The following is a 5557-nucleotide window of genomic DNA, read 5'->3' as shown; positions in this document are numbered from 1 at the left end:
GGCCTGGAAGGGCGGGTGGGGATGCGCGTCTGTTCCTTGAGAACTCAACAGTGTGCTTGATAGTCAATGCCAAATATCCCTGTCGGGTGGCTTGGTCTGGTCCTTTGTGGGGCTGGGTCTGGTTGCTCGTAGAGGATTCCTTTGGATAATAGATTGAAAACGCAAGTTTTCGATCTTGATGCCAGTTTTATTCAGGCTGTCCCTGGTGGATGGTCTGCTTCGTATGGTTGTTAACCGGGTTCGCCTGGTTGGCGTCAAACATTTACGGAGAGTTTGATCCTGGCTCAGGACGAACGCTGGCGGCGTGCTTAACACATGCAAGTCGAACGGTGAAGGTGGAGCTTGCTCTGCTGGATCAGTGGCGAACGGGTGAGTAACACGTGAGTAACCTGCCCCTCACTTCGGGATAACCTCGGGAAATCGTGGCTAATACCGGATACGAGGCACCTTCGCATGGGGTGTGCCTGGAAAGATTTATCGGTGGGGGATGGACTCGCGGCCTATCAGCTTGTTGGTGGGGTAATGGCCCACCAAGGCGACGACGGGTAGCCGGCCTGAGAGGGCGACCGGCCACACTGGGACTGAGATACGGCCCAGACTCCTACGGGAGGCAGCAGTGGGGAATATTGCACAATGGGCGCAAGCCTGATGCAGCGACGCCGCGTGGGGGATGAAGGCCTTCGGGTTGTAAACCCCTTTCAGCAGGGAAGAAGCGAGAGTGACGGTACCTGCAGAAGAAGCGCCGGCTAACTACGTGCCAGCAGCCGCGGTAATACGTAGGGCGCAAGCGTTGTCCGGAATTATTGGGCGTAAAGAGCTCGTAGGCGGTTTGTCGCGTCTGGTGTGAAAACTCAAGGCTCAACCTTGAGCTTGCACCGGGTACGGGCAGACTAGAGTGCGGTAGGGGTGACTGGAATTCCTGGTGTAGCGGTGGAATGCGCAGATATCAGGAGGAACACCGATGGCGAAGGCAGGTCACTGGGCCGCAACTGACGCTGAGGAGCGAAAGCATGGGGAGCGAACAGGATTAGATACCCTGGTAGTCCATGCCGTAAACGTTGGGCACTAGGTGTGGGGCTCATTCCACGAGTTCCGTGCCGCAGCAAACGCATTAAGTGCCCCGCCTGGGGAGTACGGCCGCAAGGCTAAAACTCAAAGGAATTGACGGGGGCCCGCACAAGCGGCGGAGCATGCGGATTAATTCGATGCAACGCGAAGAACCTTACCAAGGCTTGACATACACCGGAATCATGCAGAGATGTGTGCGTCTTCGGACTGGTGTACAGGTGGTGCATGGTTGTCGTCAGCTCGTGTCGTGAGATGTTGGGTTAAGTCCCGCAACGAGCGCAACCCTCGTCCTATGTTGCCAGCACTTCGGGTGGGGACTCATAGGATACTGCCGGGGTCAACTCGGAGGAAGGTGGGGATGACGTCAAATCATCATGCCCCTTATGTCTTGGGCTTCACGCATGCTACAATGGCCGGTACAAAGGGCTGCGATACCGCGAGGTGGAGCGAATCCCAAAAAGCCGGTCTCAGTTCGGATTGGGGTCTGCAACTCGACCCCATGAAGTCGGAGTCGCTAGTAATCGCAGATCAGCAACGCTGCGGTGAATACGTTCCCGGGCCTTGTACACACCGCCCGTCAAGTCACGAAAGTCGGTAACACCCGAAGCCGGTGGCCCAACCCTTGTGGAGGGAGCCGTCGAAGGTGGGATTGGCGATTGGGACTAAGTCGTAACAAGGTAGCCGTACCGGAAGGTGCGGCTGGATCACCTCCTTTCTAAGGAGCCACAACCGTCCGGATCAACCACTGGTCTGCCCGCTTGCGGGTGCTGGTGCCGGTCGGTCAAGTGCCACGCTCGGGCCGAACGCGCTCGGGGTGGGACGCTCATGGGTGGAACATTGACTTCTTGCGAGCTCGGGTGCTGGTGCACCGGTTAGTACGCCTCCTTGTGGGGTGGGAACGCCTCGTGCCAGATGCCTGGGGGAGTTCAAGCACACTGTTGGGTCCTGAGGGAACAGACCTTCTGGTGCCGGCGACGGCACCGGGTGGACTGGTTTCCTTCACGGACTGCCCCTGGCGGGTGAACCGCTGCTGGCCCACGGCTGGTGGTAGGCACGGCGCCGATCGAGGGGGTGGGGTCGTTGGTAGCTTGAGAACTGCACAGTGGACGCGAGCATCTTTGTAACATCAAAGATTTATCTTTGGTATCTGCAATTTTTAGCTGTTGTCAAGTTTTTAAGGGCACAGGGTGGATGCCTTGGCACTAGGAGCCGAAGAAGGACGTTGTAGCCTGCGATAAGCCTCGGGGAGTTGGCAAACGAACCGTGATCCGAGGATGTCCGAATGGGGAAACCCACCTGGAGTCATGTCCAGGTACCCGCACCTGAATATATAGGGTGTGTGGAGGGAACGTCGGGAAGTGAAACATCTCAGTACCGACAGGAAGAGATATTCCGTGAGTAGTGGCGAGCGAAAGCGGATCAGGCCAAACCGATGGCGTGTGATACCCGGCAGGGGTTGCGTCATCGGGGTTGTGGGACCTTTTGGATCATTCTGCCGGATGGTCAGGGAGTCAGAAAGCTTCGTTATAGTCGAAGGCCTTGGGAAGGGCCGGCACAGAGGGTGATACCCCCGTAGACGAAATGGCGTAGCCTCCCGAGAGTGTTCCCAAGTAGCACGGGGCCCGAGAAATCCCGTGTGAATCCGTCGAGACCACTCGATAAGCCTAAATACTACCTAGTGACCGATAGCGGACAAGTACCGTGAGGGAAAGGTGAAAAGTACCCCGGGAGGGGAGTGAAATAGTACCTGAAACCGTGTGCCTACAATCCGTTGGAGCCTCCCTAGCAGGGGTGACAGCGTGCCTTTTGAAGAATGAGCCTGCGAGTTAGTGCTCAGTGGCGAGGTTAACCCGTGTGGGGAAGCCGTAGCGAAAGCGAGTCCGAATAGGGCGATCATAGTCGCTGGGTCTAGACCCGAAGCGGAGTGATCTACCCATGGCCAGGTTGAAGCGCGGGTAAGACCGCGTGGAGGACCGAACCCACCTAGGTTGAAAACTGGGGGGATGAGCTGTGGGTAGGGGTGAAAGGCCAATCAAACTCCGTGATAGCTGGTTCTCCCCGAAATGCATTTAGGTGCAGCGTCACGTGTTTCTTGCCGGAGGTAGAGCTACTGGATGGCCGATGGGCCCTACAAGGTTACTGACGTCAGCCAAACTCCGAATGCCGGTAAGACAGAGCGTGGCAGTGAGACTGCGGGGGATAAGCTCCGTAGTCGAGAGGGAAACAGCCCAGACCACCAGCTAAGGCCCCTAAGCGTGTGCTAAGTGGGAAAGGATGTGGAGTTGCACAGACAACCAGGAGGTTGGCTTAGAAGCAGCCACCCTTGAAAGAGTGCGTAATAGCTCACTGGTCAAGTGATTCCGCGCCGACAATGTAGCGGGGCTCAAGTACACCGCCGAAGCTGTGGCATTCACATTTGAGCTAGGCCTTCGTGGTCCAGGCATGTGGATGGGTAGGGGAGCGTCGTGTGGGCAGTGAAGCTGCGGGGTAACCCAGTGGTGGAGCCTACACGAGTGAGAATGCAGGCATGAGTAGCGAATGACGGGTGAGAAACCCGTCCGCCGAATGACCAAGGGTTCCAGGGCCAGGCTAATCCGCCCTGGGTAAGTCGGGACCTAAGGCGAGGCCGACAGGCGTAGTCGATGGACAACGGGTTGATATTCCCGTACCGGCGAAGAACCGCCCAGACCGAACCCGGTGATGCTAAGCGCCCGGACCGTCACCTGTTGACCCTTCGGGGTCTTGGTGTGCGGCGAGGCCGCGACCCGAGCTGGTAGTAGGTGAGCGTATTAACAGGGGTGACGCAGGAAGGTAGCCGAGCGTGGCGATGGTAGTCCACGTCCAAGGTTGTAGGGCGAGCAGTAGGCAAATCCGCTGCTCATATAGCCTGAGAACTGACGGTGACCCCGTATGGGGGATGATTCGGTGATCCTATGCTGCCTAGAAAAACCTCGACGCGATGGTTCTAGCCGCCCGTACCCTAAACCGACTCAGGTGGTCAGGTAGAGAATACTAAGGCGACGAGATAATCATGGTTAAGGAACTCGGCAAAATGCCCCCGTAACTTCGGGAGAAGGGGGGCCTGAGGCGTGTACCGGCTTGCCCGGGAAGCGTTTGAAGGCCGCAGAGACCAGGGGGAAGCGACTGTTTACTAAAAACACAGGTCCGTGCGAAGTCGCAAGACGATGTATACGGACTGACGCCTGCCCGGTGCTGGAAGGTTAAGAGGACTGGTCAGCTCTTCGGAGCGAAGCTGAGAATTTAAGCCCCAGTAAACGGCGGTGGTAACTATAACCATCCTAAGGTAGCGAAATTCCTTGTCGGGTAAGTTCCGACCTGCACGAATGGCGTAACGACTTCCCCGCTGTCTCAACCGTGAACTCGGCGAAATTGCACTACGAGTAAAGATGCTCGTTACGCGCAGCAGGACGGAAAGACCCCGGGACCTTTACTATAGCTTGGTATTGGTGTTCGGTGCGGCTTGTGTAGGATAGGTGGGAGACTGTGAAGCCGGCACGCCAGTGTCGGTGGAGTCAACGTTGAAATACCACTCTGGTCGCTCTGGATACCTAACTTCGGTCCGTGATCCGGACCAGGGACAGTGCCTGGTGGGTAGTTTAACTGGGGCGGTTGCCTCCTAAAATGTAACGGAGGCGCTCAAAGGTTCCCTCAGCCTGGTTGGCAATCAGGTGTCGAGTGCAAGTGCACAAGGGAGCTTGACTGTGAGACTGACAGGTCGAGCAGGGACGAAAGTCGGAACTAGTGATCCGGCGGTGGCTTGTGGAAGCGCCGTCGCTCAACGGATAAAAGGTACCCCGGGGATAACAGGCTGATCTTGCCCAAGAGTCCATATCGACGGCATGGTTTGGCACCTCGATGTCGGCTCGTCGCATCCTGGGGCTGGAGTAGGTCCCAAGGGTTGGGCTGTTCGCCCATTAAAGCGGTACGCGAGCTGGGTTTAGAACGTCGTGAGACAGTTCGGTCCCTATCCGCTGCGCGCGCAGGAAACTTGAGAAGACCTGTCCCTAGTACGAGAGGACCGGGACGGACTAACCTCTGGTGTGCCAGTTGTTCCGCCAGGAGCATGGCTGGTTGGCTACGTTGGGAAGAGATAACCGCTGAAAGCATCTAAGCGGGAAGCTTGCTTCAAGATGAGGTTTCCATGCCCTTCGGGGTGAGAGGCTCCCAGTAGACCACTGGGTTGATAGGCCGGATGTGGAAGTGAGGACTAAAGACTCATGGAGCTGACCGGTACTAATGAGCCGACAACTTGATAACAACAAATTTGTGCTACGCGTCCACTGTGCGGTTCCCGAGATACCAGCGACGGATATCTCCATAGAGTTACGGCGGTCATAGCGAGAGGGAAACGCCCGGTCCCATTCCGAACCCGGAAGCTAAGCCTCTCAGCGCCGATGGTACTGCCCTGGAGACGGGGTGGGAGAGTAGGACGCCGCCGGACAACCATTCACCAAAGGCCCACCCCCGA

3 rRNA genes are annotated in these 5557 nt (G+C 57.2%); all 3 read left to right on the top strand.

Features of this window, described 5'->3' with window-relative positions:
- Positions 1 to 261 precede the first annotated feature (261 nt).
- The 3 genes from HF995_RS13540 to rrf all read left to right on the top strand — a co-directional run bounded on the left by HF995_RS13540 (position 262) and on the right by rrf (position 5530).
- Positions 262 to 1783: ribosomal RNA gene (locus tag HF995_RS13540) — 16S ribosomal RNA — on the top strand.
- A 449-nt stretch (positions 1784 to 2232) separates the two neighbouring features.
- Positions 2233 to 5346, top strand: a 23S ribosomal RNA gene (locus tag HF995_RS13535).
- A 67-nt stretch (positions 5347 to 5413) separates the two neighbouring features.
- Positions 5414 to 5530: ribosomal RNA gene (gene rrf / locus HF995_RS13530) — 5S ribosomal RNA — on the top strand.
- The 16S, 23S and 5S rRNA genes sit together here, the layout of an rRNA operon.
- The last annotated feature ends 27 nt before the right edge of the window (positions 5531 to 5557 follow it).

The organism is Sanguibacter hominis ATCC BAA-789 (assembly GCF_012396185.1).
GTDB classification, from domain to species: domain Bacteria; phylum Actinomycetota; class Actinomycetes; order Actinomycetales; family Cellulomonadaceae; genus Flavimobilis; species Flavimobilis hominis.
The sequence above is the reverse complement of the archived record's forward strand: the minus strand, read 5'-3'. Positions and strand labels throughout refer to the sequence as shown.